Source organism: Sphaerochaeta sp. S2, from assembly GCF_016406725.1.
Classification (GTDB): Bacteria; Spirochaetota; Spirochaetia; order Sphaerochaetales; family Sphaerochaetaceae; genus Sphaerochaeta.
Genome location: NZ_JAEKNT010000104.1, coordinates 1 through 2,830 on the forward strand (window position 1 = coordinate 1; position 2,830 = coordinate 2,830).

Consider the following 2,830-nt stretch of genomic DNA (forward strand, 5'->3'; position numbering starts at 1 on the left):
ATGCAGGACACACAGTCATCAATGACAAGGGCAAGTTCGCCCTCCATATCATCCCGTCCGGTATCTTCAATCCTGAGACCATGAACATCGTGGGAGCAGGGACTGTCGTCAATTTCGAGACCATGAGTGAAGAGCTACAGACCATCACCGCCAAGGGTGTAACGGTGGACAATCTGTTCATCGACGTACGTGCCCACCTGATCATGCCATACCACCGGGCACTTGATGGTGCCCAGGAGCAATCCAAGAGTGACAAGATGCAGATCGGTACAACAAAGCGTGGTATTGGACCTTGTTACAGTGACAAAGCCACCCGTAGCGGTATCAGGGCAGCAGATCTCCTCGATGAGGACCGACTCAGGAACCGCATTGAGATGGCTCTCCCCCAGAAGAATCGTGAACTTGCCTACTTCGGCCTGAAAGAGTACACCGTTGATGAGATCATGGAACTCTGCAAAAAGTGGAAAGAGACCTACGGAGATAAGATCATCGACACCCTTCCCGTGGTACGTCAGGCGTACGAAGAGGGCCGTAAGATTCTTCTTGAAGGTCAGCTTGGTGTCATGAGAGACCTTGACTGGGGCATCTACCCCTACACCACAAGCAGCAGCCCTACCTCTGGAGGGGCAGCTAATGGAAGCGGCCTCGGCCCAAGAAGGATTGATGAGGTCATTGGAGTGACCAAGGTCTACTCAACCAGTGTTGGTGGCGGTCCATTCATGACAGAACTGTTTGACGAAAATGCAGAGAAATTGCGTAGTGTCGGTGGTGAATATGGTGCAACAACCGGTCGCCCTCGTCGTTGCGGATGGTTTGATGCAGTTGCCACCGAATTCTCTTGCTGGATAAACGGCTTTACCTCCATCGCCCTTACCAAACTTGATGTCCTTGATGGATTTGAGAAGATCAAGGTATGTACGGGCTACCGGGTAAACGGAGAAGTCATCAACTACCTTCCCGAGACTGCCCAGCAGGAAATTGCCGAGCCAATCTATGAAGAGTACGATGGCTGGATGAGTGATACGAGTAATGCCCGCAAGTGGGAAGACCTGCCAAAGAATGCGCAAATCTACTGCAAGCGTCTTGCAGAGTTGGTAGGTGCACCGATCAAGTTCATCTCGGTCGGACCTGAGCGAGATCAGATCATTATCATGTAACTACTGGTTTTCTTGTATCAAAGGCTCTTCTTCGGAAGGGCCTTTTTCTTTGGGATAAGAAAAAATGATAAAACTTTTTCATTAGTTATTGACATATGCCAATAACCTCACTACACTAAAGATAGTTACTGACATATGTCGATAACAATTATTATACCAAGGAGGCACAATATGCCAAGAAGAAATGGAACAGGCCCTATGGGCAACGGACCAATGACTGGAAGAGGCATGGGATACTGCCGTGGCGGAGCCGGAGTCGGCTACGGTTATGGCATGGGACGTGGTGCAGGTTTCGGCCGAGGACTCGGCTGGGGAATGTACGCTACTCCCGTCGCTCCCATCTCCCTTGCTGAACGCAAGCGAATCCTTGAGGATGAACTCAAACAACTTGAAGCTCAGATGAAAGAGAGTAACGAATAGGAGGAGCTATGCCCCGTCCACGTAAATGGAGAAACGTCTGCGCACTTCCCCAAATCACCAAGTTCGGGCCCCTCGGTGCCCCCTTGGATGAAACCCCATCCATTATCATGACCGTTGATGAGTATGAAACCATACGCCTCATCGACCAGGAAGGATTGACCCAAGAGATGTGCGCTGGACAGATGAATGTTGCCAGGACTACGGTCCAAGGCATCTATGAAAGCGCCAGAAGAAAACTGGCAGAATCACTGGTGGAGGGCAAGCTGCTCTTCATTGAGGGTGGCGAGTACCACCTGAATGACCATGGGGGTCCCCATCACTACGGCTGCGGTCGTGGATGCAGAATGGGCCGGGGTCGTCACCAACATAGACAAGGAGATATACCTCAATGATTGTAGCAGTACCCGCAGAAGAAAAGAGCTTGGACAGCGCCATTTGTGTATCGTTTGGACGAGCACCCATTTATTGTCTCTATGATACAGAAAAAGAGACCAGTACCTTTTTGGACAACAAAGCAGCTGAAGCTTCAGGGGGAGCAGGAATCCAGGCCGCACAATTCCTCGCTGACCAGAAGATCGACAGCCTGATCACCTTCCGCTTGGGCGAGAATGCCTCGAAAGTACTGATTGCTGCAAACATCAGCATCCTCAAGGCACTCAACTTGAGCATAGCTGACAATATTGCCAACCTTCTGGAAGGCAAACTTACCTCCCTGAACGAAGTACATCCTGGATATCATCATGCACACTAAGGCTACCATTGCAGTTCTCAGTGGTAAGGGAGGAACAGGGAAGACCCTGGTCTCCGTTAATCTTGCCGCTGTGGCAGCAAATGCGACCTATATCGATTGTGATACGGAAGAGCCGAACGGACATATCTTCATCAAACCAACCATTGTAGAGGAGTATGTCATATCTGAACCAAAGCCAGTGGTAAATCAGGATCTTTGTGATGGTTGCAGGATATGTGTGGACGCCTGTGCTTTCAATGCCTTGGCACTCATTGGAAAGAACCTCTTGGTCTTCGATGAGATCTGTCATTCCTGTGGGCTATGTACATACATCTGCCCGAAAGGAGCACTTCACGAGGAGCAACGTCCACTGGGCGTGGTTAAGCGGGGCAGGAAGGATGGAATCACCTTTCTCGCGGGTGAGATGAATGTTGGGGAAAGTTCTGCAGTGCCCATTATCAAGGCACTGATGAGAGAGAAGAAAACCGATTTGGTCATCATCGACAGTCCCCCTGGTAGTGGG

5 protein-coding genes are annotated in these 2,830 nt (G+C 50.3%); all 5 read left to right on the top strand.

Annotated features, from left to right (window positions below):
- Positions 1–1,157: adenylosuccinate synthase (locus JF818_RS02975; protein ID WP_198890500.1), on the top strand; the 1,157-nt coding region annotated here is incomplete at its 5' end.
- Positions 1,158–1,328: 171 nt separating this feature from the next.
- Positions 1,329–1,577, top strand: a complete 249-nt coding sequence (locus JF818_RS02980; protein WP_198890501.1) for a DUF5320 domain-containing protein — start codon at positions 1,329–1,331, stop codon at positions 1,575–1,577.
- 8 nt (positions 1,578–1,585) lie between these two features.
- The gene (locus JF818_RS02985) at positions 1,586–1,969 is read left to right on the top strand and encodes a DUF134 domain-containing protein (protein ID WP_198890502.1); all 384 of its coding nucleotides are present in this window, start codon (positions 1,586–1,588) and stop codon (positions 1,967–1,969) included.
- Positions 1,966–2,328: a NifB/NifX family molybdenum-iron cluster-binding protein gene (locus JF818_RS02990; RefSeq protein WP_198890503.1), complete on the top strand. Its 363-nt coding sequence runs from the start codon at positions 1,966–1,968 to the stop codon at positions 2,326–2,328. The genes JF818_RS02985 and JF818_RS02990 overlap by 4 nt, the downstream gene beginning before the upstream one ends.
- Positions 2,318–2,830, top strand: a 513-nt coding sequence (locus JF818_RS02995; RefSeq protein WP_198890504.1) for a 4Fe-4S binding protein, incomplete at its 3' end; no start/stop codon positions are given. The genes JF818_RS02990 and JF818_RS02995, both read left to right, overlap by 11 nt.

Excerpts from the sequence above, each read along its gene's own strand:
- JF818_RS02980 (WP_198890501.1), top strand. The coding sequence starts at position 1,329 with ATGCCAAGAAGAAATGGAACAGGCCCTATGGGCAACGGACCAATGACT.
- JF818_RS02985 (WP_198890502.1), top strand. The coding sequence starts at position 1,586 with ATGCCCCGTCCACGTAAATGGAGAAACGTCTGCGCACTTCCCCAAATC.
- JF818_RS02990 (WP_198890503.1), top strand. The coding sequence starts at position 1,966 with ATGATTGTAGCAGTACCCGCAGAAGAAAAGAGCTTGGACAGCGCCATT.